This is a genomic window from Streptomyces johnsoniae (assembly GCF_031845565.1).
Taxonomy (GTDB): Bacteria; Actinomycetota; Actinomycetes; order Streptomycetales; family Streptomycetaceae; genus Streptomyces; species Streptomyces johnsoniae.
Window position 1 is genome coordinate 58,550 of the sequence record NZ_JAVREV010000003.1, and the last position, 21,784, is coordinate 80,333.

General features: G+C 71.4%; 19 protein-coding genes and 1 pseudogene. 12 read left to right on the plus strand and 8 right to left on the minus strand.

The annotated features are described in order from the left end of the window. Positions 1-127 precede the first annotated feature (127 nt). Positions 128-529, minus strand: a complete 402-nt coding sequence (locus RM779_RS06220) for a MerR family transcriptional regulator (RefSeq protein WP_311616634.1) — start codon at positions 527-529, stop codon at positions 128-130. Positions 530-848: 319 nt separating this feature from the next. Here RM779_RS06220 and RM779_RS06225 point away from each other — a divergent pair, with 319 nt between their 5' ends. Both RM779_RS06225 and RM779_RS06230 read left to right on the plus strand, forming a co-directional pair. After that, a complete protein-coding gene (locus RM779_RS06225; RefSeq protein WP_311616635.1) occupies positions 849-2,369 on the plus strand; it encodes a SulP family inorganic anion transporter in 1,521 nt (506 codons plus the stop codon). A gap of 118 nt (positions 2,370-2,487) precedes the next feature. Beyond that, positions 2,488-3,966 carry an aldehyde dehydrogenase family protein gene (locus RM779_RS06230; RefSeq protein ID WP_311616636.1) on the plus strand — a complete coding sequence of 493 codons (1,479 nt, stop codon included), beginning with the start codon at positions 2,488-2,490 and terminating at the stop codon, positions 3,964-3,966. A gap of 114 nt (positions 3,967-4,080) precedes the next feature. Here the strand turns inward: RM779_RS06230 and RM779_RS06235 are convergent, their stop codons facing one another. Then, on the minus strand, positions 4,081-4,689 hold the full coding sequence (locus tag RM779_RS06235) for a hypothetical protein (RefSeq protein ID WP_311616637.1): 609 nt from the start codon (positions 4,687-4,689) through the stop codon (positions 4,081-4,083). A gap of 360 nt (positions 4,690-5,049) precedes the next feature. Here RM779_RS06235 and RM779_RS06240 point away from each other — a divergent pair, with 360 nt between their 5' ends. From RM779_RS06240 to RM779_RS06255, 4 genes are all read left to right on the plus strand, one after another. Further along, positions 5,050-5,547, plus strand: a complete 498-nt coding sequence (locus RM779_RS06240; RefSeq protein WP_311616638.1) for a SigE family RNA polymerase sigma factor — start codon at positions 5,050-5,052, stop codon at positions 5,545-5,547. A 38-nt stretch (positions 5,548-5,585) separates the two neighbouring features. Further along, positions 5,586-6,323: a hypothetical protein gene (locus RM779_RS06245; protein WP_311616639.1), complete on the plus strand. Its 738-nt coding sequence runs from the start codon at positions 5,586-5,588 to the stop codon at positions 6,321-6,323. Between the two features lie 110 nt (positions 6,324-6,433). Further along, the gene (locus RM779_RS06250) at positions 6,434-7,276 is read left to right on the plus strand and encodes a DUF3152 domain-containing protein (protein ID WP_311616640.1); all 843 of its coding nucleotides are present in this window, start codon (positions 6,434-6,436) and stop codon (positions 7,274-7,276) included. A 176-nt stretch (positions 7,277-7,452) separates the two neighbouring features. Then, a complete protein-coding gene (locus RM779_RS06255) occupies positions 7,453-8,400 on the plus strand; it encodes an aldo/keto reductase (RefSeq protein ID WP_311616641.1) in 948 nt (315 codons plus the stop codon). A 99-nt stretch (positions 8,401-8,499) separates the two neighbouring features. Here RM779_RS06255 and RM779_RS06260 read toward each other — a convergent pair whose 3' ends face one another. Further along, positions 8,500-9,186 (minus strand): hypothetical protein, encoded by a 687-nt coding sequence (locus RM779_RS06260; protein WP_311616642.1) that lies wholly within the window; start codon positions 9,184-9,186, stop codon positions 8,500-8,502. On the opposite strand from RM779_RS06260, the pseudogene RM779_RS06265 reads away from it, so the two are divergent. Further along, a pseudogene (locus RM779_RS06265) lies at positions 9,149-9,313 on the plus strand (DNA-binding response regulator); the annotation flags it as partial. The gene RM779_RS06260 and the pseudogene RM779_RS06265 overlap by 38 nt on opposite strands. Before the next feature lie 26 nt (positions 9,314-9,339). Here RM779_RS06265 and RM779_RS06270 read toward each other — a convergent pair. Then, a complete protein-coding gene (locus RM779_RS06270) occupies positions 9,340-10,527 on the minus strand; it encodes an ROK family transcriptional regulator (protein ID WP_311616643.1) in 1,188 nt (395 codons plus the stop codon). 370 nt (positions 10,528-10,897) lie between these two features. Here RM779_RS06270 and RM779_RS06275 point away from each other — a divergent pair, with 370 nt between their 5' ends. Genes RM779_RS06275 through RM779_RS06295 form a run of 5 tightly spaced genes read left to right on the plus strand, consistent with a single transcriptional unit; the run spans position 10,898 to position 16,811 of the window. Further along, complete coding sequence (locus RM779_RS06275) at positions 10,898-12,181, plus strand: ABC transporter substrate-binding protein (RefSeq protein WP_311616644.1); 1,284 nt, start codon at positions 10,898-10,900, stop codon at positions 12,179-12,181. A 37-nt stretch (positions 12,182-12,218) separates the two neighbouring features. Beyond that, entirely contained in the window at positions 12,219-13,190 is a 972-nt protein-coding gene (locus RM779_RS06280; RefSeq protein ID WP_311616645.1) for a carbohydrate ABC transporter permease, read from the plus strand. Continuing rightward, the gene (locus RM779_RS06285) at positions 13,187-14,056 is read left to right on the plus strand and encodes a carbohydrate ABC transporter permease (RefSeq protein WP_311616646.1); all 870 of its coding nucleotides are present in this window, start codon (positions 13,187-13,189) and stop codon (positions 14,054-14,056) included. The genes RM779_RS06280 and RM779_RS06285 overlap by 4 nt, the downstream gene beginning before the upstream one ends. Beyond that, a complete protein-coding gene (locus RM779_RS06290; RefSeq protein ID WP_311616647.1) occupies positions 14,053-15,060 on the plus strand; it encodes a hydroxyacid dehydrogenase in 1,008 nt (335 codons plus the stop codon). The genes RM779_RS06285 and RM779_RS06290 overlap by 4 nt, the downstream gene beginning before the upstream one ends. Positions 15,061-15,089: 29 nt before the next feature. After that, positions 15,090-16,811, plus strand: a complete 1,722-nt coding sequence (locus tag RM779_RS06295) for an acyltransferase (protein WP_311616648.1) — start codon at positions 15,090-15,092, stop codon at positions 16,809-16,811. Between the two features lie 30 nt (positions 16,812-16,841). Here the strand turns inward: RM779_RS06295 and RM779_RS06300 are convergent, their stop codons facing one another. From RM779_RS06300 to RM779_RS06315, 4 genes are all read right to left on the minus strand, one after another. Next, complete coding sequence (locus RM779_RS06300) at positions 16,842-18,833, minus strand: DUF2264 domain-containing protein (RefSeq protein ID WP_311616649.1); 1,992 nt, start codon at positions 18,831-18,833, stop codon at positions 16,842-16,844. A 64-nt stretch (positions 18,834-18,897) separates the two neighbouring features. Next, positions 18,898-19,923, minus strand: a complete 1,026-nt coding sequence (locus RM779_RS06305) for a hydroxyacid dehydrogenase (RefSeq protein WP_311616650.1) — start codon at positions 19,921-19,923, stop codon at positions 18,898-18,900. Beyond that, positions 19,920-20,855: a carbohydrate ABC transporter permease gene (locus RM779_RS06310; protein ID WP_311616651.1), complete on the minus strand. Its 936-nt coding sequence runs from the start codon at positions 20,853-20,855 to the stop codon at positions 19,920-19,922. The genes RM779_RS06305 and RM779_RS06310 overlap by 4 nt, the downstream gene beginning before the upstream one ends. Further along, positions 20,852-21,772 (minus strand): carbohydrate ABC transporter permease, encoded by a 921-nt coding sequence (locus RM779_RS06315; protein ID WP_311616652.1) that lies wholly within the window; start codon positions 21,770-21,772, stop codon positions 20,852-20,854. Before RM779_RS06315 ends, RM779_RS06310 begins: the two co-directional genes overlap by 4 nt. Between the last annotated feature and the right edge of the window lie 12 nt (positions 21,773-21,784).

The following is a 21,784-nucleotide window of genomic DNA, read 5'->3' on the forward strand; positions in this document are numbered from 1 at the left end:
GGATGCCCGGTGGAAGCGGCCCTGCCGGTTCGGCCTCACCGCCCAGGGATCTACCTTGACGTGAAGGGAGATTGTGAACGGCCTGCTGAGCCGTGGCGCCGCGCGGGCCGTCCTGGACAGGCCCGGATCAGTCCGTGGCGCGCAGTCGCCTGCGCAGGGTGGCGGCGAAGTCCTCGGCCATCTCCAGGCGGGCGCGCAGGGTCTCGCAGCGGGCCTCGGAGATCTTGCGGTAGGCGTCCAGACGTTCGCGCAGCCGTTCCTTCTCCTCCCCGGCCGGGGGATCGTCGGTCGCGGCGATGCGGTCGGTGATCTCCAGCAGGTCGCGCATCTCCTCAAGGGAGAAACCGAGCGGCTTCATCCGGCGGATCACCATGAGCCGCTCGACGTCGGTCCCGGTGTAGAGGCGGAAGCCGCCCTTGCTGCGGGCGGAGGGGATGACCAGGCCGACCTCCTCGTAGTGGCGGATCGTGCGCAGGGACAGTCCGGTCCGCTCGGCCACCTCGCCGATCTGCATGTGCCGTTCGGTCATCGCCGCGCCGCTCCTTCTCAACCGTTGCCTTCGCCGCCGCACCCCGCCCGGGCCCGCAGGTGAGCACTTCTTCACCACCGCGCCGCACCCTGCCGTCACGTCAGGGTAGAGTCTGGGCGTGTCCGCCCCGGCTGTGCAGCCGGAGCGGCCGGGTCCGTGCCATGACGCGGGCCGGGCTCCCGGGCAATGATGCCCGAACGGCGCTCCGCCACGGGCGCCGGACCACTTCGGCAGGACCCGGGCTCCACCCCCGCTCGCGCGTGGCGCCCGGCCTTAACGGCGCACGCCCCCGGGGCGCGCCCGAAACAGAAACGGTTGCATGTCCCCAGCGCTGTCCGCGGCCGGAAGGCTGCGTCTGTCCCGTCTGTCCCGCCCGTCCCGTCCCGACTTCCTCGCCTCCGGCAAGGTCCTGCGCACCGAGGTGCTGGCCGGTCTCGTCGTCGCCCTGGCGCTGATTCCCGAGGCGATCTCGTTCTCGATCATCGCCGGTGTCGACCCGAGCGTCGGGCTGTTCGCCTCGTTCACGATGGCCGTGGTGATCTCCTTCGTCGGCGGCCGCAAGGCGATGATCTCCGCCGCGACCGGCGCCATCGCCCTGGTCATCGCGCCGCTGAACCACGACCACGGCCTGAGCTATCTCATCGCCGCCGTCATCCTGGGCGGCATCTTCCAGATCGTCCTGGGCGCGCTGGGCGTGGCCAAGCTGATGCGGTTCGTCCCGCGCAGCGTGATGGTCGGCTTCGTCAACGCCCTGGCGATCCTGATCTTCATGGCGCAGGTGCCGGAGATGACGGATGTGCCCTGGGCCGTCTATCCGCTCATCGCCGGCGGCCTGGCGCTGATGGTGCTCTTCCCCAAGGTCAGCAAGGTGGTCCCGGCGCCCCTGGTGTCCATCGTGATCCTGACCGTGATCACCGTGGCCGCCGGGATCGCGGTGCCCACGGTGGGCGACAAGGGCGAACTGCCCTCGGCCCTGCCGGCTCCCGGCCTGCCGGACATTCCCTTCACCTTCGACACCCTCACGACCATCGCCCCCTACGCCTTCGCGTTCGCGCTGGTCGGCCTGATGGAGTCGCTGATGACCGCCAAGCTTGTGGACGACATCACCGACACCCACTCCGGCAAGACCCGCGAATCCATCGGGCAGGGCCTCGCCAACATCGTCACCGGCTTCTTCGGCGGCATGGGCGGCTGCGCGATGATCGGCCAGACCATGATCAACGTGAAGACCTCCGGCGCCCGCACCCGCCTGTCCACCTTCCTCGCGGGCGTCTTCCTCATGGTCCTGTGCATCGCCTTCGGCCCCGTCGTCTCCGACATTCCGATGGCCGCCCTGGTCGCCGTCATGGTCCTGGTGTCCGTCGCCACCTTCGACTGGCACTCCGTCCGGCCCGGAACGCTGCGGCGGATGCCGGTCGGCGAGACCCTGGTGATGGCCGTCACCGTCGCCTGCGTCGTCGCCACCCACAATTTGGCCATCGGGGTCGTCGTCGGATCGATCACCGCCATGGTGATCTTCGCCCGCAGCGTCGCGCACCTCGCGGAGGTGACCGGCGTCGTGGACCCCGACCGCCGGCAGGCGGTCTACGCGGTCACCGGCGAACTGTTCTTCGCCTCGTCCAACGACCTCGTCTCCCAGTTCGACTACGCCGAGGACCCGGACGACATCGTCATCGACCTCACCGACGCGCACATCTGGGACGCCTCCACCGTCGCGGCCCTGGACGCCATCGAGAACAAATACGCCACCCGCGGCAAGAAAGTCACCATCATCGGGCTCAACGCGCCCAGTGCCGCCATGCACGAAAGACTCGCGGGACAGCTCACCGCCGACCACTGAACCCGGCCCTCCCGCTGCCGATCACATGAACGAACTGGTTCGTTTGCCAAGGGTGCCGGGCACGGCTACTGTGGCTGAAGCGAACGAACCAGTTCGTTTGTATGGAAGGAAGAGCGTCGTGAGCACTCCCCTTACCGTCGAGCCGGGTACGCGTCCGGCTCCGGTGTTCCTGGCCGGTCCGGCCAAGCGGCTGCTGATCGGCGGCGACTGGGAACCGGCGGCCGACGGCCGCACGTTCGAGACGCTCGACCCCGCGACGGGGCAGGTGCTCGCCCGGGCGGCCGAGGCCGGTGAACGGGACGTCGACCTGGCGGTGGCAGCTGCCCGGCGGGCCTTCGAGGACCCCTCCTGGGCGGACCTCACACCGTACCGGCGCAGCCGCGTCCTGCTCCAGATCGCCGACGTGGTCGAGGAGCACGCCGAGGAACTGGCCGTGCTGGACTCGCTCGACATGGGCGGTCCGCTGTGGATGACCCGCTGGCTGGTCGACCACTCGGTCGAGGTCTTCCGGCACTACGCGGGCTGGCCGACGAAGATCTACGGCACGACCGCGCCCGCGGACCCCGGCGCGTTCCACTTCACCCTGCGCCAGCCCCTCGGCGTCGTCGCCGCGATCACCGCGTGGAACGGCCCGGTGCTGCAACTGGCCTGGAAACTGGGGCCGGCGCTGGCCACCGGCAATACCGTGGTCGCCAAGCCCGCCGCCTGGTCGCCGCTGTCCGCGCTGCGGATCGGCGAGCTGCTGAGCGCGACCGACCTGCCGCCCGGGGTGGTCAACATCCTCACCGGCGGCGCCACCACCGGCGAGGCCCTTACCCGCCACCCGGGCGTGGACAAGATCTCCTTCACCGGCTCGCTCGCCGTGGGCAAGCGCATCCTGGAGGTCTCCAGCCGCGATCTGAAGCGCGTGACCCTGGAACTGGGCGGGAAGTCCCCGACGATCGTGTTCGACGACGCCGATCTGGAGGCCGCGGCCAAGGGAGCGGTCGCCGGGTTCGCCCAGGGCAGCGGTGAGGGCTGCGTCGCCGGCACCCGCATCTTCGTCCAGGAATCGGTACACGAGCGGTTTCGCGCGCTGCTGTTGAGGGAGATGCGGGCATACGCCCTGGGCGATCCTTTCCACCCCGACACCAGGATGGGGCCGCTGGCCTCGGCGCAGCACTTCGAGCGGGTCGCCTCCTACCTCGACCTCGCCCGCGAGGAGGGCGGCACCCTCGTCACCGCGGGCGACGCCCGGGACCTCTACATGCCGCCGACCCTCATCGAGAACGTCGGCGCGGACGCCCGTGTGGTGCGGGAGGAGATCTTCGGCCCGGTCGCGGCCCTGCTGACGTTCACCGACACCGACGACGCCATCCGGCAGGGCAACGACACCGTCTACGGGCTGGCCGGCTCGGTGTGGACCACCGACCTGGAGCGTGCGCACCGCGTGGCACGCGGCCTGCGGGCCGGCACGGTGTGGGTCAACACCTACGCCGAGATGAGCGCGGGCACCGTCCCGTTCGGCGGCTTCAAGCAGTCGGGGATCGGCCGCGAGCACGGCACCGAGGTGCTGGACGCCTACACCGAGACCAAGACCGTGATGATCCGCCTCTGACCAGCCCCGCCTCTGACCAGCCCAGCCCAGCCCCGCCCCGCGCACGCGCCGGCGCCCGGGGAAGGGTCCCGGCGCCCGGTGGAGCGGACGCGGTGCGCCACCGGGCGGCGGGTGTCACATGCCGTCCCCGACCATGGCCTCGACGATGTGCACGTGGCGGTCCGCGCTGGTCTGCGAGAACTCGTTCTCGTAGTTCAGGCCGTAGGGCCAGAAGTGGCCGCCGCCGGTGGAGATGGTGGCGGACGCGCCGTCGTACTGCTTGACCAGGGCCGTGGCCCCGGCCCCCCGCCACGTGCCGCCGCTGGACAGCGACGACCAGCCCGCGCTCTGCCCCACACCCAGGGTGTGGGATATCTCGTGCAGGGCGGTGCGCTCGGTCATGTAGCCGCGACCGCCGAACCGGATCGTTCCGTTGAGGTGTCCGTCTGCGGTCGGCACGCTCGGGTCGTAGTGCACGGTGATGGTCTTGCCCAGGCCGCTCAGCCCGTTGTACCGGGCCACCGCCGCGTTCATGGCGTCCGTGATGAGGGCGTACGCCTCCCGCTGGTCCTGGGTCGGGTTGTCCGCCCTGACCAGCGTCCAGGAAATGCTCGCCGCGGCGACCTGCGCCCGCGGTGCCTGATCGGCCTGGGGGGTGGCGGCTTGGGCCGCCGCCCCCTGAACCACGAGCGCACCCACCGCGAACGCTGCCACGGCCAGGCGCTTGCCACGACCTGCGGTCATGTCGGTCCTCCCTTTGATTCTTTGATACCCGGGGCCCTCGGCGCCGGGTGCCGCGATACGCCGCTGTTGTCGCGATCATGACAGCATCATGTTCGTTCCTGTGCGCCTCACACCTGAGTCGAACTCGCGGTGCCTGTCAACCCTGTTCGTCGCGATGCGGCGGACGCTCGGCGCGCGGCGTCAGGTCTGAAGGTGTCAGCTCCCGCGCGATAATCGACAGAAAGCATCGAGATCGAACGGGTGGTCACTCGTGCGCGCCCGCGGCCGGTGAGCGGCCGTTATCGAGTTGTTACTCAACCTCCGGGCGGGGTCGGCGACTCAAAGACTGGTGACGGGCCGGCAAGCAAGGCAGGAGAGCGGATGCGCAGTTACGGAGAGTTCGAGGAGTACGCGCTCGCCCGTCAGCGCTGGCTCTACCACACCGCCGTACTGCTCTGCGGTGATCCGCACCGCGCGCCGGACCTCGTCCAGACGACCCTGGTCAAGCTGTTGCGGCACTGGTCAAAGGCGGCGCGGGCGGACAGCGTCGACGCCTACGCCCGCACCGTCCTGACCCGCACGTTCCTCGCGGAGCAGCGGCGCGGCCTGCTCAGCAGGCGGGCCCATGCGGTCGAGGACCCCGCGCCTGCCGCCGACGATCCGGAGCTGCGGCTGACGCTGCTCGCCGCGCTGGCCGAACTGCCGCCCAAGGCCCGGGCCATGGTCATCCTGCGCTACTGGGAGGACCTCAGCGTGGCCGAGGTGGCGAGCCTCATGCGGTGCAGTGAGAGCACGGTCAAGAGCCAGTGCTCGCGTTCTCTGGCCCGGCTGCGCACACGGCTTCAGGACGCCGAGCTGCTCACGGGTCAGGGGAGCTGAGCGCCTTGCCACGGGAGACAGGGACGAGGGGGAGCGGCATGAGGGAACTGCCTCGGGACGAGTCACTGGTCAGGGGGGCCATGGTGCGCGCGGTGGACGGCCTCGCGCCGCCGGCCGGCCTGGTGCACGGTGCGATCGAGCTGGCGCGACGCCGGCGGAAGCGGGTGCGGGCCGCGGGTCTTGGCGCCGGGCTGTGCGTGGCGGCCGCGGCGGCGACCGCGGTACTCGCGCTGACCGCGGGACCCGGCGGCGCGGCCGGGCCCCCCGCCACGCCGCCCGCCCCTTCCGCCGCTCCCTCGGCCTCCCGCACGCCCGATTCGGCCGACTTCGCGTCCCGGTGGGACGACGACCACCGAGCACAGATCGCCGCCACTCTCCGGGAGCTGCTCGCCCCGGCCGTCGAGGACGTGACGCCCGTCGAGGGGGCGGACTTCCACGGCGAGGGCCAGGGCGGCGAGGTGTTCCCCATCACCTTCTCGGTGCGTCCGGCGGGTGACGGCCCGGAAGCGAGCCCCTGCGAGCGGGTGGACAGCAACCTCGGTGCCTGTGCGAGCCACATGCTGGCGGACGGCACGCCCGTCGCCATCTACACCGGCCAGAGCGATGGCCTGTCCCGGATCGCCGCGCTGCTCCGGTTCGGCGGCGAGGAGCTGTTCGTGGACGTCCGGCCCGACACCGCCTCCCGGACGTCCGTACCGGTGACGACCGCGCACCTGCTGGACGTCGTCGCAGATCCCAGAATCCGGCCGCTGGTCACGCTGCCGGACGGTGGGTGACCGCCCGCCCCGGCCGTTCCCGTGCTCCGCATCCCGCGGTCCGGCGGGTCCGCCGGACCCCACCAGCACCACCAGCACCACCAGAAACACCAGCATTGGAAGGAATCACCATGGGCTCCCGAGGCCGTTACACCACGTCCCGCGGTCGGCGCTCCGGGTCCGCGGCACGGATACGGCGCGTCCGACTGCCCCTCGTCGCGGTCACCGGCGTTCTGCTGCTCGTGTCGTGCGCCGCGTGGTTCACCGCGCGGGACAGCACGCCGGGGCGGAACGACGCGCCCGTCGCCGAGCCGCCGCCCACGGCCCCGGAGGAGCCGGCCGTCATGGAACCGGACGAGCCGACCGCGCCCTCCGAGCCCGAACCCGAGCCCGAGCCCGACCCGGGACCGGAGTCCGGCCCCGGGACCTTCCGGGTGGCTTCGGGCGGTGGGGAGCCGGTGGGCCGCGGCACCGTCTTCCGCTACCAGGTGCAGGTCGAGGACGGCATCGCCCTCGACCCCGACGACACCGCGGCCGAGGTGCACGCGGTCCTCGGCCACGAACGCGGCTGGACCAGGGACGGCCGTACCGGCTTCCGGCTCGTGGGCGGGGACGAGGCCGCCGACTTCCTGGTGCGGATCGCGACCCCGGCCACCGTCGACGCCATCTGCGGGGAGTACGGGCTGGACACCGGGGGCGAGGTGAACTGCCGGGTGGGCGAATCCGTCATGGTCAACCTCCGGCGCTGGCAGACCGGTTCGCCGCAGTTCCCCGGGCCGGTCGAGGAGTACCGGGCGCTGATCATCAACCACGAGGTGGGTCACTTCCTGGGGCACGGGCACGAGGGCTGCCCGGCTCCCGGGGCACCGGCGCCCGCGATGATGCAGCAGATCAAGGGCCTGGACGGCTGCGTGGCCAACGCCTGGCCCTACGACGAGAACGGCGACTACCTGGCCGGGCCGGCGGTGCCCTGAGCCGGCCCGGCCGGCGGCGTCCCCGGACGAACCGGAACTTCCCGGAGCCGCCGGGCTCCGCATCCGCCCGGAAGGCGCCTGAACGCGCCCTGCGGGGCTTGCGTTGAAGCGCGCTCCAGCTGCGATGCTCCGGGTCCCCGCCCGCCGCGGGGAACCCGACCGGGAAGGGGACACCCATGAGCGCCGTCAACCTCGCACTCGGCAGCATGAACTTCGGCACGAAGCTCGACGCGCCCGCTTCGTTCGACCTGCTGGACCGGTTCGTGGACGCCGGGGGGACGCTGATCGACACCGCCGACTGCTACGCCTTCTGGGCCGACCCCAGCGGCCACGGCGGGCGGAGCGAGGAGTTGATCGGGCAGTGGCTCGCCCGGCGTCCAGGAGTGCGCGACCGCGTGTTCCTCAGCTCCAAGCTCGGTGCGGAGCCGGGCGCGAGCGGTGAGTGGCCCGCCAACCGGCAGGGCCTGTCGGCCAGCGCCGTCAAGGCGGCCGTGGCGGGCAGCCTCCGGCGGCTCGGCACCGAGCGGATCGACCTGTACTGGGCGCATATGGAGGACCGCTCGGTCGGCCTTGAGGAGACGGCGGGCGCCCTCGCCGAGCTGGTCGAGGCAGGCACGGCCGCCCGGCTCGGCTGCTCCAATCACCCGCTGTGGCGTGTGGAGAGGGCCCGTCAGATCGCCCGCGGGCACGGCTGGAGCGCGTACACGGCGCTCCAGCTGCGCCACTCGTACCTGCGGCCGCGGCCGGGCGCACCCGTGCCCGGCCAGAACCACCGGTTCGGCTGGGTCACCGACGAGACGCTCGACTACGTGCGGGCCGACCCGGAACTGAGCCTGTGGGCGTACACCGTGCTGCTCGAGGGCGCCTACACTCGCGCCGACAGGCCCCTGCCGGAGGCGTACGAGCACGTCGGGAACGAACGGCGGCTCGCCGCCCTGACCCGGGTCGCGCAGGACCTCGGGGTCAGCCGCAACCAGGTCGTCCTGGCGTGGCTGGCGGGGGGCGAACCGGCCCTCACCCCGATCGTCGGCGTGAGCACCCGGGACCAGCTGGCCGAGGCACTCGCCGGGGTGCGGCTCGAACTGCCCGCGGAACACCGCCGCCTGCTCGACGGGACCGCCTGACGGCGGAGCCCATAGCCGGGCCCGCGCCCCGGGCCCGGCCGTTCCCGGGTGCTCCTGACAGCGCTCCTAACAGCGCTCCTGACAGTGCTCCTGGTAGGGCTACTCGTGGTGCGCGAGGGCGTCGGCGGGGGCGGTGCGCAGCGCCTGCCGGGTGGGGATCTCCACGGTGAGGAAGGCCGTGGCGAGGACCGCGAGCGCGGTGGCGGGCAGCAGCCAGACCGGACCCGCGGGCCAGGGCCGGTCCGGAAAACCCATCCCGAGGAGCGCCGGCGGAACGACGGAAAGCACCAGCCCGGCGGCGAGCGCGGCGAAGAAGATCCCGGCCTCCGGGGCGTCGACCACCGCGGAGACGCGGTACTCGGCGGCGGGCCGGCCCGCCGCGACGACCTCGACCCGGTCGCCGGGGCCCACCCCGGCCGCGGCGGCCAGGGAACGGTCCAGGCCGATCTCGTCGGGTCCGGCCGGCTCCGCGCCGTCGATCCGCGGGTCCGCCGACAGGCCGGTCGAGGACCAGCCGTGCCCGGCCGTCTCCGGGGCCTCGTTCGGCACGACCCGCCCTTCGGCGTCGACGAGGGCGGCCGGGAAGCCGACGTCGCCGACCGCCGAGGCGACGCCGGGCAGTCCGGCCAGCCGCTCGACCAACTCGGCCGGAACGGCGCCGCGTTCGGGGAGCGCGATCGGCAGGTCCGCGCCCGGGTGGTACTCCTGATCCGCCGCGACGACGACGTCCACCGCGCCGAGGCGGCCGCTCGGCAACGCGGCCATCGCGGAACGGCTCTGCGTCACGCACGGCGCCGTGCACAAGCACATCCGCAACATCTTCGCCAAGCTCGACCTGGCACCCACCGACCACGTGGACCGGCGCGTCGCCGCCGTTCTCCGTTACCTGGAGGACGTCCGCCACCGGGTGTGACCGGTGTCCCGGGCCGGCCGCGCGGCTCAGGAAGTCCCGGCGACGAAGGTCCTGATGGCCGCCACGGCGCCGCCCCTGGCCCATTCCGTGAAGTCGGCGGACAGCATGGGAATGTCGATGGACCGGTAGTCGCGATGCCTGCGGTGGCCCATCCCGCGTTCGATATGCCGTTTCCCCGTTCGCGCGACCTCGACGCTCTCGCCCGCCACGACCACCGTCTTCACCATGGTGATGTTGACGACCGTCGCGATGACGGCGCCGAGCGCCCAGCCGGCCTGGCGCGTGACCTGCAGGCAGACGGCATCGCCCTCGCGCGCCATCCGCGTGATCTCCTCGATGCTCACCTGTCGCCGCAGTCCGTGGGCGGCCGAGGCGAGAATCGAGTGCGTCGAAAGATAGGACGCCACGCAGCCGCGGTGGCCTTCTGCGCACATGGGTCCGCCGGGGTCGAGAATGTGATGGCTGAATTCCCGGAGATTGGATTCCGTGGCCGTCACCATGTGATCGCGAATGAAAAGGGAATATCCGATTCCGGCTCCCGCGGTCACCAGGGCGAAGTCGGACAGGCCCCGGGCGGCGCCGAACCAGTGCTGGCTGTGCGCGAGCGCCGAGACATCGTTGCTGACCACGCAGGGAATGCCCATCCGGTCGTCGAGGAGGGGCTGGAGCGGGATACCCCACCAGTCGAGGAAGGGTGCGTCGAAGACCTCGGCCGCCGCGGTCTCACCCGGTGCCTGCGGATGGCCGCCGAGGGCGAACCCGGCCGCGACCGGCTCCGCTCCCTCCCGGGACAGCCGCGTCATCATGTTTCTGGCCTGCGCGATAACCGATTCCGGTTGCCTGTCGCCGATCGGCTCGGCCGCCTCGGCGACCACGCGGGCCCGCAAATCGGTGACCACCGCGTACACGTGGGTGGACGTCAATTTGATGCCGAGGAAATGAAAGTCTTCGGCGACAATGTCCAACGGCCTGGTGGGGCGGCCGTTGACCGGGTCGTGCACGATGTCGCGTTCCACGAGAAGGCCGGACTGGACCAGGGGTTTCGTCAGGCGCGTCAGGCTGCCGGTCGAAAGGCCCAGGGTTTTGGCCAGGGAAGTCCGCGTCTGCGGGCCGTTGATCAGCAATTCCCTGACTATGGGGCGGGCGGGGCGGGAAACCGCCGCCCACTGCTGGATCGAAGACCGGCTACCGGCCTGCGTGCGTGCCGAATTCACGCACGCAGCATATAGGTACGGACCGGGAGCGCCGGGGCGAGCGGAGGCCCGGCCGCCGCGGTCCCGGCCGCCCGCGGCGGCCCGTTGCCCCGCCTGCGCCCGCGGGTCGGGGCCGCCGGTCTGTCAGGGTAAGTTAACTCTTCTGCGAAACTGTCTCCCCGGTGCGCTGTCGATCGCTGTGGATTTTTGTGGCAAGAGGTAGTGACAGCCAAGGCTCGGTGGCCTAGCTTGACTCTGTCGCAAAGCCAACTGCTGTGGACGGGCGCCACCTGGTGGCGGTGCGCGCTGTTGCGGCCCACCGGGCCGCGCCTCAGGACCGCGTGGTGATCCGCCGTGGGCCGGGGGAGACGGGTCGAGGAAGGCAGTGGGTATGGCTGAACGACGTTTCATCCGTGGAATCGCCCTCGCCGGGGTCGCTTCCCTGGTGGCGGCCTGCTCGGGTGGCGAGGCCGGCGACGGTGTGATCACCCTGGACTTCTGGTGCTGGAGCCAGTCCCCGGGCGAAATGGTCGACGCGTTCAACGCCGCGCATCCCGATATCCAGGTGCGGCACACGGATGCCGGTGGTGGCGGGGACTCCTCCACGAAGCTGCTGACGGCGAGCCGGGCGGGCAACGCGCCGGACATCTCGTGCGTCGAGTACCAGACCATCCCGGCGATGGTCGTCTCCGACGTGCTGGCCGACATCTCCGAGTACACCGCCGAGGTCGAGGACGACTTCTCCGATGAAGTGTGGGAGATGACCCGGTTCGAGGAGGAGGTATACGGCCTCCCTCAGGACGTGGGCCCGATGGTGCTGCTGTACAACCGGGCGCGGTTCGACGAGCTTGGCCTCGATGTACCGACGACCTGGGAGGAGTTCGAAGAGGTCGCGGCCGATGTCCGCGAGCGCGATCCGTCCTCCCACCTGGCCACGTTCGCTCCCTCGGAGTTCGGCAACTTCGCGGGGCTCGCCCAGCAGGCGGGCGCCGACTGGTGGACGGTCGAGGACCGGGAATGGACCGTCGGCATCGACGACGAGGAGACCATGCGGGTCGCCGAGTACTGGCAGGGCCTGATCGACCGCGACCTGGTCAGGCCGGAGCCGCTGCTGACCCCGGAGTGGAACAACCGGGTCAACAACGGACACGTGCTCACCTGGCCGTCCGCCCTGTGGGCGCCGGGCGTGCTGTACGGCGTGGCCGAAGGGCAGGCGGGAGACTGGGCGATCGCGCCCCTGCCCCAGTGGGAGAGCGGCGACAGGGACGTCGCCATTCAGGGCGGGTCGGCTCTGACCGTCACCAAGAACTCCGACCACCCCGAGGCGGCGGCGGAGTTCGCCATGTGGATGAGCACGGACGCGACGGCCTACGACATCCAGATCGCCGCCGGCCAGTACCCCGCCTGCATCGCCGGCCAGGACGCCACCGTCCAGAGCCCGCCGCCCGACCTGACGGCGCGTCAGCAGGACTACTGGGACATCGCCACGGAAGCGGCCTCGAACACCGTCCCGGGCGTCACCTGGGGCCCGAACGTCAGCACGGCAAGCGACGCTTACCAGGACGCGATCTCCGCGGCCGTCCGCAACGGGACTCCCTTGCCCGACGCGCTCCAGCAGGTACACGACACGGTGGTCGAGGACATGGATCGAGTCGGCTTCGACATCTCCAACTGATGCCCCGCACCGTCACGACTCACCAGACAGGCTCCGTATGACCGCCAGGACCACACCGCCGGCGGGCGCCGTCGGCAAGGCCCCGGGGAAGGCCGCAGGAAAGGCCACCGGGAAACGCCGCACCACGATGGCGCCGTTCGTGTTCATCGCGCCCGCGCTCCTCTTCTTCTTGGCCTTCATGGCCATCCCCATCGGCTACGCCCTCTACCTCAGCCTCCAGGGCCTGCGGATCGTCGACGAGGGCGTGTTCGGCATCCGCACCGAGGTCTTCGTCGGCCTGGCCAACTACCGGCAGATGCTGACCGACTCCGGCTTCTGGGCGGGCTTCGGGCGGCTCGGCCTCTACGGCATCATCGCCGTGCCCCTCACCCTCGGGCTCGCCCTGCTCTTCGCCCTGCTCCTGGACCACGGCGCCGCGCGCTCCAAGCGGTTCGCCCGGGTGGCGATCTTCCTGCCCTACGCGATCCCCGGCGTCGTCGCCTCGCTGATGTGGGGCTTCATGTACCTGCCCTCCACCAGCCCGTTCAGCTACCTCACCGAGAAACTCGGCCTCGGCACCATTCCGTTCCTGGACGCCGGCGTCATCTACCCGTCCATGGCGAACATCGCCATCTGGGGCGGCGTCGGATTCAACATGATCATCATCTTCACGTCGCTGCGGGGCATCCCGCCCGAGCTGTACGACGCCGCCAGGATCGACGGCTGCACGGAGTGGCGGATCGCCTTGCGGATCAAGATTCCGCTCGTCGCGCCTGCGCTGGTGCTCACCGGGCTGTTCGCGCTCATCGGCACCCTCCAGGTGTACGGGGAGCCCACCATGCTCAGCCCCATGACCACCGAGATCTCCCAGACCTGGGTGCCGCTCATGCAGGTCTACCGCGACGGATTCATCCGCGACGACCTGCCGCTGGCCGCCGCCGGATCGGTGATCCTCGCCGTGGGCACCCTGCTCGTCTCCCTGCTGCTGCTCAAACTCACCCAGCGGCGCGCCTTCGGAGGAATCCAGTGAGCAACGCGACGAGCGGCCGGCCCGCCCTGCTTCCCCACCAGCGCGCCAAAATCGTGCCCACGGTCATCCTGCTGATCGGCGCCTTCTACGCGCTGGTGCCGGTGGCCTGGATCGTGATCGCCTCGACGAAGTCGAACGCCGAACTGTTCTCGACGTTCACCTTCCAGCCAGGCACCGGCCTCCTGGACAACGTGCGCGATCTCTTCGCCTACGAGGACGGGCAGTTCCTGAAGTGGGCCGGGAACAGCCTGCTCTACGCCGGAGTCGGCTCCGTCCTGTGCACGCTGATATCCACCTGCGCCGGCTACGCCTTCGCCAAGTACCGCTTCCGGGGGCGCACTTCCCTCTTCTACCTCATCCTGGCCGGTGTCCTCCTGCCGGGCATGACCCTGGCGATCCCGCAGTACATCATCATGGCCGAGATCGGCATGGTGGGCAGTTACTGGTCCGTGCTGCTCCCCGGCCTGATCTCGCCCTTCGGCATCTACCTCGCCCGCGTCTACGCGGACGCCTCGGTGCCCGACTCCACCATCGAATCCGCCCGGATCGACGGCGCGAGCGAGTACCGGATCTTCTCCTCCATCGGGCTGCCGATGATGTTCCCCGGCATGATCACCATCTTCATGCTCCAGTTCGTCGGCAACTGGAACAACTTCCTGCTCCCGTTCATCATGCTGGCCGACGAGAGCAAGTACCCGATCAACCTGGGCCTCTACACCCTGATGTCCAAGGGGTCGGGGGAGCCGTCGCTCTACGGCCTCGCGATCGTCGGCACCGCGGTCTCCGTCATCCCGCTCATCTGCCTGCTGCTGTTCCTCCAGCGGTTCTGGCGTCTCGACATGATCAGCGGTGGGCTGAAGGGATGACCGGAAAGCCCGCGGCCGGCCTGGTCTTCTCCCCGGCCGCCCTGGCGGAGCGCTTCTTCCCGCCCGCGCGCATGGCCGCGCTGCGCGAGCACGTGCGCGTTCCGCCGGGCCCGGTCCTGGAGGAGTACGACAGCGAGCGGGCCCGGCGGGTGCTGGCCGAGGCCGCCGTTCTCGTCACGGGCTGGGGAGCGCCTCGCCTGACGTCCGCAGTGCTGGACGCCGCGCCACGCCTCACCCACGTCGTCCACACCGCGGGCTCCGTCAGGGGCATCGCCGACGAGGAGGTCTTCGCCCGCGGCATACAGGTCAGCTCGCAGGCGGAGGCGAACGCCGTCCCGGTCGCCGAATACACGCTGGCCATGATCCTGCTGGCCAACAAGGACGTCTTCGGCATGGCGCGTTCTTTCGTGCACGACCGGCGCGCCCCCGACATCCGGCAGGCCCTGGCCACCCGCGGCAACTACGGACAGACCGTCGGCGTCATCGGCGCCTCCGCCATCGGCCGCCGGCTCCTGACCCTGCTCCGCCCTTTCGACCTGCGCGTGCTCCTCCACGATCCGACCCTCGACCCGGCCGGGGCCGCTGCCCTCGGCGCCCGCCATGCCGATCTCGACACGCTGATGGCCGAGAGCGACGTCGTCACCGTCCATGCCCCCGCGCTTCCGGAGACCCGCCATCTCCTCGACGCGCGGCGGCTGGCCCTGATGCGGCCGGGCGCGACGTTGATCAACACGGCGCGGGCTTCGCTCGTCGACCGTCAGGCCCTCATCGGGGAGCTGTCCACCGGCCGCATCACGGCGATCCTGGACGTTCCGGACATCCGCGGCGCCGACGATCCGCTCTTCCAGCTGCCCAATGTCCTCCTCACGCCGCACCTGGCCGGTTCGGTGGGGACGGAACTGGATAGGCTGGCCGAGAATGCCCTTGACGAGGTCGCCCGCGCCGCGGCGGGTCGGCCCCTGGCCCGCCCCATAAACCCCGCCACCCACCGACTCCGTGCGTAGCCACCTCAGAACCTGCGAGGAACACCCCCATGGACGACGTACCCGACGACGACCAGAAAGTGCTGGACTACAACGCCTGGCTCTTCTGGGAACGGGCCGACGAAAGCCGGCAACAGGCGCAGCGCGCACGGCAGGAGGCGATCGGCCGGCAGTGCGGCGCCACCCTCGGCCCCCGCACGTTCATCTCCGAGCTGGCCATGGTCAGTCCGACCGCGCTGACGCTCGGCGCCAACTCCTACATAGCCGCCCACGCCTACGTCACCGGCACCGTGCGGGCCGGTGACGACTGCACCCTCAACGCCTACTCCGTGGTGCGCGGCACCGTCACGCTCGGCAACGGCGTCCGGATCGGCGCCCACACCTCCATCCTCGGCTTCAACCACTCCTTCGCGCCCGACCGCCCCGTCTTCCGGCAGGCGGGCACCGAACGCGGCATCGCCATCGGCGACGACGTCTGGATCGGGTCCAACGCCGTCATCGTCGACGGCGTGACCATCGGCTCCCACGCCGTCATCGGCGCCGGTTCCGTCGTGACGAAGGACGTACCGGACTGGGCCGTGGTCGCCGGCAACCCCGCGCGCGTCATCCGCGACCGGCGCACCCCGAAAGCCACCTCCGCGGGCGACCGCGGGCGCGGGCCGGCCCGGCGCCTGGCCGAACTGGCCGCGCGCGCCGGGGACCAGGCGCCGGCCCTCATCGCCCGCTGCTGGGAGCCGGACGCCCCCGCGCCGGACGGGACCACCGCCGGCCGTTACCTCGACGCGCCCGGTGCCGCGCCCACCCTGCGCGCCCACGCCGACGCCGTCGAGATCTCCGTCCTGCTGCACGCGTCCGCACCGGAACAGCTCCCCGCCGCGGAACACATCAGGCGCCTGCGGCAGAACCAGGACCCCGGCACGGGTCTCGTTCCGCCGCTGGACGACACCGGTCGGCACGGCGCCGCGCCCACCGGGTACGAACAGAGCGACACCCACTACCACATCCTCAGCCTCGGCTACGCCCTCGACCTGCTCGGCTCCCGCTTCGCACACCCGATCACCGCCGTCGCCCGGATGACGCCCCAGGACATCGTGGCCACCCTGGAGGGCCAGCCCTGGCGGCACGCGGGCTGGGCCGCGGGCGCCGGGGTCGACACGCTGGGGACCGCACTGATGTGGAACCTGAAGTACCGGCCGGAGGACAGGGCCGCGGCCCTCACCCAGTACCACACCCTCTTCGGCTGGCTGCACACCAACTGCCGCCCGGAGAGCGGCATGTGGACCGGCGGCCGGCCCGCCGACGGCATGCTCCAGGCGGTCAACGGGTACTACCGCGCGGCGCGCGGCACGTTCGCCCAGTTCGGCCTGCCCGTGCCCCACCCGGAACAGGCCGTCGACACGGTGCTGCGGCACGCGGCCGACGAACGGCACTTCGGCCCCGGGCGCACCACGGCCTGCAACGTGCTGGACGTCGCCCAGCCGCTGTGGCTGCTCTCCCGGCAGACCGGCCACCGGCAGGCGGATATCAGGCAGTGGGCCGACGCGCAGCTCGGCACCCTCACCGAACAGTGGGTGGACGGCGAGGGCTTCCCCTTCTGCCTGCCCCCGCTGAGCGGCCCGGCCCGGCCGGCGCACCGGCCGGGCCTCCAGGGCACGGAGATGTGGCTCGCCACCCTCTGGTACATCGCCGATCTGCTCGGCATCGCCGAATCCCTCGGCTACCGGCCCCAAGGCGTCCACCGGCCGGAGCCGGCGTTTGACCTCCGCGGCTGACGGCCACTTCGGCCACTTCGGCCACTTCGGCTACGCCGGCCACTCCGGCCACTCCGGCCAGGTGAGGGTGTCGGCGGAGCCGTCGGACCAGGTGACGGTCGCCCCGGCCTGGGTGAGCCGGGCCCGGGGCAGGGGCGGCGGGGTGGCGTCGGTGGTACCGCCGAGGAAGACCGCCGTCGCGTGCAGGTCCCCGGCCGCCTCGTACACGGGGGTCGAGCTGAAGGTGCCGAAGGCGTTCATCGCCACCGCGCGCCGCACCCGCAGGGCGGCGGGGGAGCCGGGCGGCCCGAGCACGAACAGGCCGCTGGTGAGCCCGTCGGGGCGGACGACGAGGAGGTGGTCATCCGCGGCCCGGCTCCACGGCGGCCGGTCGGCGGCCAGCGCGTGGCCGCCGATCCGCACGGTGTGCCCGGGCGCCGCGACCCGGACGAGGCGGACCTCCCAGGGCCCGTTGACCACCGAGGCGGTGAGGACGGCGGGCCCCGCCGGCCAGCGTTCCCGCTCGTGCTCGCCCGCCACCGGCCAGTGGGGCACGTGCGCGGAGACCGCGACGCGGCCCGCGGCCCGGATGCGGCGCAGCGGGCTGCGGTGCGACGGCTGCCCGTCGCGGACGAGGGCGACCTGGTTGTCCTGGCCCTGCACCTCGCGGGCGTCGCCGTCGCGGGGCTTGGCCTCCGGGTCGTCGGCGAGGTCGAGCGGCGGGCCGAGGTCGGGTCCTGTGTGGGTGGAGTAGGCCACGCGCGCGTACGCGGGGTCGTCCCTGGCGGGCCGGTCGGGTGGCGTGTGGTCGGTGCCGTGGTTGACGATCCGCACGACGCCGTCGGCCGCGGTGCCGCAGGACACCCACCCGGGCGGGCCGATCGGACGGACGAAGTCGGCCCGTTCGACGGGCAGTTGTTCCTCCGGCTCGGTCCACACCGGGTGTTGCGGCGGGAGCAGCAGGCCGGAGAACGCCTGGCAGGCCCAGTACGGGGAGGCGGGCCCCGAGTAGATCTGCCGCAGCCGTTCGAAGCGGCCGTGCCAGCCCAGGGACAGCGTGCCGTCCGGGGAGAGGGCGCCGTGGTCGAGGAAGTAGCGCAGGATGCCGCTGCCCGCGCGGCGGGTGAGCCCCGGCCGCAGCTCCGTCGCGTCGAAGAGGGCGCCGACGAAGAACGGCGCGGCGGTCCCGAAGCGGTAGACGAGGGACCGCCCCTGGAAGAGGGGCGCCCCGTCGCCGCCGACCAGGTGGACCGCGTCGTGGAGGAACGTGCGCAGCCGGTCGCGGTACCGCGGCAGGAGCCGCGCCTCGGCCTCCGCACCGGAGATGCGGCAGTACCACAGCGGGAAGAGGTGCATCGCCCAGCCGTTGTAGTGGTCGAAGTTCCGGAACTGGCCGGGGCCCCTGGCCCCGTCCGTGTACCAGCCGCCGCCGGCGTACCAGCTCTCGGTGGACTCCACGGCGCGTTCGATGTCCTCGGACGCGTACGCCGCCCCGACGGAGCGGAGGAACGCGGCGACCACGGCCCTGAACCACAGCCAGTTGTTGGCCGGCACCTGGACGCCGGAGATGCCGCCGAGCCAGTCCACGGTGCGCTGCCTGACCCGGTCAGGCAGCCGGTCCCACAGCCAGTGCCTGGATTCGTGCAGGCCGATGGCGACGGCGGCCGCCTCGACCCTGGCCTGCGGCAGGGCCGAGGGCAGCGGCCAGTGCCCCGGTGCCTCGGGGTCGGTGCCGGTCTCAAGGCCCTCGGCGTAGGGCGCGAGCACGTCCTCGGCGAGTTTCCTGCCCGCGTGCGCCGAACGGTAGGCCGCCAGGAGGAAGGTGCGGGCGTAGCCTTCCAGGCCGTCGCTGTGCCGGCCGGAACCGCTGGCCGGCCCGGGCAGGTTGAGCAGGGAGCGGCCAGGACCCGCGTGCCGCTGGGCCCCGGCCAGCAGCCGGTCCGCCGTCCGTTCCCAGTCCGTGCGGGTGAAGCCGGTGATCGGGGAGATCGCGGCGGTGGCCGACGCCCGCGCGCCGGACCCGTGGTCTCGGAGGGGAGGCACGGTTCTGCTCCTTCGTCTGCGTCATGGCCGTGAATGACGGCGCATGACGGCGCATCGAATCCGGTCAGGCGGTGCGGGCGAGCTGGGCGTGCTCGACGCGGTGCGCCAACGGGCGTCCGGCCAGCAGCCGTTCGACCTCCCGCACGGCCGTGAGCCCGAGGCGGCGCAGCTCGTTGCCCATCGAGCCGGCCACGTGGGGGGTGAGGAAGACGTTGGGCAGGCGGTACAGGGCCGAGTCGGCGGGCAGCGGCTCGGGCTCCGTGACGTCGAGCACGGCCCGGATGCGGCCGGTGACCAGCTCCTTCACCAGCGCGTCGGTATCCACCAGGCTGCCGCGGGCGGTGTTGATCAGCGCGGCGCCGTCGGGCAGCAGCGCCAGGCGCGCGGCGTCGAGCAGGTGGTGCGTCTCGGCGGTGGCCGGCGCGTGGACGGAGACGAGGGAGCTGGCCGCGAGCAGTTCATCGAGGCCGGCCGCGCGCACGCCGAGGGCTTCGGCCTCCGCCGCGCCGACGTACGGGTCGTGCAGGAGGACATCGAAGTCGAAGGGCCGCAGCAGCTCGATCACGCGGCGGCCCGTCCTCGACGCGCCGATGATGCCGACGCGGCGGCCGGCGTTCCCGATGTCCGCGCCCGGCGCCTGTGGCGCGAACGTTCTGCTGGTGCGGAAGTCCTCGCGGGCGGCGAAGACGTCCTTGCCCAGCAGCAGGATCATGCCGAGGGTGTATTCGGCGACGGGCAGCGCGTTGGCCGCGGCGGCGGTGGAGACGGCGATGCCGCGCTCCCATACCTCGGGCGTCAGCAGCTTCTTGACGGTGCCTCCGGTGTGCAGGATCGCGCGCAGGCGGGGCAGGGTGTCCAGGACGGACGGGGTGATGAGCGGGCAGCCCCAGCCGGTGATGAGGATTTCCACGTCGGGCAGCCGGGGCAGGACGCCGGCGTCCGCGAAGTCCGTGACCGCATGGTCCTGGTCGATGTCGACCAGGTCCGCCAGCGCGGCGGCGACGTCCGCGGGGAAGAGGAACGGCAGGTTGCTGCCGTCCAGGGCGAACAGAGCGGTCGGGGCGGTCGGGGCGGTGGAGCTGCTCGTCACTTGACGCCACCCTCCGCAAGACCGGCCCGCCACCGGCGTTGCAGCGGTATGAAGAGGAGCAGGAGCGGAATGGTGGTCACCGCCGAGCCGATGACGACCAGGCGCGTGTAGTCCGGGTTCTGGCTGACCGCCGAGTTCCAGGTGAACAGGCCCTGGGCGACGGTGAAAAGGTCGTTGTCGGTGAGCATCACCATCGGCAGGAAGAAGTTGTTCCAGATGCCGATGAACTGGAGGAGGAAGATCGTCAGGGCCCCGGGCGCCATCATGCGCAGGCCGACCGAGAAGAAGGTCCGCACCTCGCCCGCACCGTCGATCCTGGCGGCTTCGAGCAGTTCGTCGGGTATGGCGCCCGCGGAGTAGGCCCTGGCCAGGTAGACGCCGAACGGGTTGACGATGAGCGGGATGAAGACGGACCACATGGTGTCCGTGAGCTGGAGGTTCGCCATCATGAGGTAGAGGGGGATGACGATGGCGGTGTTCGGGATCAGCACGCCCGCGATGACGAGGGCGTACCACTTCTCCTTGCCGCGGAACGGGAACTTGTCGAAGGCGTAGCCGGCCGCCACGGACAGCAGGGTGGCGGCGAACGCGCCGCCGACCGCGTACACCGCCGTGTTGAGCATCCAGCGGCCGAAGCGGCCCCCGTCCGCGGCGAACAGGTCCCGCACGTTCTCCAGGACGTGGAAGCCGCTCGACGGCGAGAAGCCGTTCCCGCTGTACAGCTCGGGGAGGGTCTTGGTGACGGCGAACAGCAGCCAGAGCAGCGGCAGCAGGGTGTAGATGCCCGCGATGGCGCACAGGCTGGTGACCGCGGAGCGCCGCAGCCACCACGGCAGCGGGGTGCCCGTGGCCCGCGCGCCGCGGGCCGGTCCCGCGCCGCCCGGCCCACCGGACCTGGCGGAAGCGCGTTCGGTTTCGAGGGTGTCGGTCATCGCAGCGCCCTCCGGTTGGCGAATCTGGTGACGGCGAAGGAGAGGACGCCGGCCAGCACGGCGATCAGCACGGAGACGGTCGCGGCGTAGTGGTAGTCGTTGCTGTTGAACGCCGAGGAGTAGGCGAGCATGTTCGGGGTCCAGGTGTTGCTGATGGGGCTTTCGCCCGAGGTACGCAGGATCATCGGCTCGGTGTAGAGCTGGAGCGAGCCGATGATGGTGAACAGCGTCGCCACCAGGACGGTCGGGAGGACCTGCGGCAGCTTCACACTGAAGGCGATGCGGAGTTCGCCGGCGCCGTCGATCCTGGCCGCGTCGATGGTCGTGCGCGGCACCGCCTGGAGGCCGACGAAGATCAGGACGACGTTGAAGCCGAGCGCTCCCCAGACGGCGATGTTGACCAGCGAGAACATGACGTTGTTGCCGCCGAGGAAGTCGATGTCCCAGCCCAGGGCGGAGAAGGCGTCGACGATCGGGCTGAGTTCCGGGGTGTAGAGGTACAGCCAGATGAGGGAAGCGATCAGGCCGGGGACGATGTGCGGCAGGAAGAGCAGGGTCTGGAAGAAGCGCCGCCCGTAGGTGAGCGCGTTGTCCAGCAGCAGGGCGAGCACGATCGCCAGCGCGATGAGCAGCGGAACGTAGATCAGGCCGTAGAGCAGCACGCGCCCGACGCCGCTGAGGAAGTCCGGATCGGTCAGGGCCCGCGTGTAGTTGTCGAACCAGGCGAAGACGAGTTCGGGACCGCCCCAGCCGAGCCCGCTGAACCGCTCGCGGAAGAAGCTGAGCCCGACGGCGTAGCACAGGGGCAGGATGTAGGTGAGGGCGAAGAGCAGGAAGAACGGCCCGAGGAGCAGCAGGACACCGTTGCGTCGTTGTCTGCGTATCCGCGACCGCGGAGGTGAGGTGGTGGATGCCATGGCTTTCCCTGG

Bases quoted from the DNA above. Each gene is read 5' to 3' on its own strand.
- RM779_RS06250 (WP_311616640.1), top strand. From the start codon at position 6,434: ATGGGCTCCCGAGGCCGTTACACCACGTCCCGCGGTCGGCGCTCCGGG.
- RM779_RS06255 (WP_311616641.1), top strand. From the start codon at position 7,453: ATGAGCGCCGTCAACCTCGCACTCGGCAGCATGAACTTCGGCACGAAG.
- RM779_RS06245 (WP_311616639.1), top strand. From the start codon at position 5,586: ATGAGGGAACTGCCTCGGGACGAGTCACTGGTCAGGGGGGCCATGGTG.
- RM779_RS06295 (WP_311616648.1), top strand. From the start codon at position 15,090: ATGGACGACGTACCCGACGACGACCAGAAAGTGCTGGACTACAACGCC.
- RM779_RS06280 (WP_311616645.1), top strand. From the start codon at position 12,219: ATGACCGCCAGGACCACACCGCCGGCGGGCGCCGTCGGCAAGGCCCCG.
- RM779_RS06220 (WP_311616634.1), bottom strand. From the start codon at position 529: ATGACCGAACGGCACATGCAGATCGGCGAGGTGGCCGAGCGGACCGGA.
- RM779_RS06310 (WP_311616651.1), bottom strand. From the start codon at position 20,855: ATGACCGACACCCTCGAAACCGAACGCGCTTCCGCCAGGTCCGGTGGG.
- RM779_RS06235 (WP_311616637.1), bottom strand. From the start codon at position 4,689: ATGACCGCAGGTCGTGGCAAGCGCCTGGCCGTGGCAGCGTTCGCGGTG.
- RM779_RS06275 (WP_311616644.1), top strand. From the start codon at position 10,898: ATGGCTGAACGACGTTTCATCCGTGGAATCGCCCTCGCCGGGGTCGCT.
- RM779_RS06225 (WP_311616635.1), top strand. From the start codon at position 849: ATGTCCCCAGCGCTGTCCGCGGCCGGAAGGCTGCGTCTGTCCCGTCTG.
- RM779_RS06290 (WP_311616647.1), top strand. From the start codon at position 14,053: ATGACCGGAAAGCCCGCGGCCGGCCTGGTCTTCTCCCCGGCCGCCCTG.
- RM779_RS06240 (WP_311616638.1), top strand. From the start codon at position 5,050: ATGCGCAGTTACGGAGAGTTCGAGGAGTACGCGCTCGCCCGTCAGCGC.
- RM779_RS06315 (WP_311616652.1), bottom strand. From the start codon at position 21,772: ATGGCATCCACCACCTCACCTCCGCGGTCGCGGATACGCAGACAACGA.